We start from the raw sequence: 764 nt of genomic DNA on the forward strand, positions 1-764 counted from the left end.
AATGGGAACAGGGGGCTGTAAGCCATGCGATCTGGACTGGAGTTTCTCTTAGAACTTTATTACAGGTAGCTGGAATTAGTCCAAATGCTCGTGAAGTTATATTCGAAGGAATGGATACAGGAGAACGAACGGACTTTCCAGGCACTTTCCGGTTTGCCCGAAGCCTCCCTATAGAGAAAGCTATGCATCCCGATACTCTGATTGCCCTTTACATGAACGGAAAACCTCTACCATACAAACATGGATATCCAGCAAGACTAATCGTTCCGAATTGGTATGGTATGGCTTCTGTCAAATGGCTCTACCGCATAGTAGCTACTGATCAAGAATTTAAAGGTCCTTTTCAAGACAATGATTATGTCGTGTACCGTTCTGAAGCAGATACTCAGCGTAGACCAGTTACATTAATGAAAGTGAATGCCGTAGTATCCCAGCCCACCGATCAAACAATTATGAGAAGAGGAATGCATATCATTACAGGTACAGCATGGTCAGGTCACGGATTTGTTAAAAAGGTAGAGATTAGTCTTGATCATGGAAAATCATGGAGCTTAGTGAGATGGCTTGATCCAGAGGAAAAGTACAGCTGGAGAAGGTKGGGGTGGGATTGGCATGTGCTTGTACCTGGAACATATCTTATTATGGTAAAGGCAACTGATGACAAGGATAATACCCAACCCCTTCAAGCGGAATGGAATGTGAAAGGTTATGAAAACAACTCAATGCCTCAAATTCAGGTCTATGTGGAGTGACCAGTATAGAGC

Annotated in this window: 1 protein-coding gene; it reads left to right on the forward strand. The window is 43.3% G+C overall.

Going from position 1 to position 764, the window contains the following annotated elements:
• A partial coding sequence (locus AC1DLM_RS35435; RefSeq protein ID WP_477572631.1) for a molybdopterin-dependent oxidoreductase occupies window positions 1-752 on the forward strand: 752 nt, incomplete at its 5' end.
• Between the last annotated feature and the right edge of the window lie 12 nt (window positions 753-764).

The sequence above is a fragment of the Paenibacillus sp. 01T442 genome, from assembly GCF_056398345.1.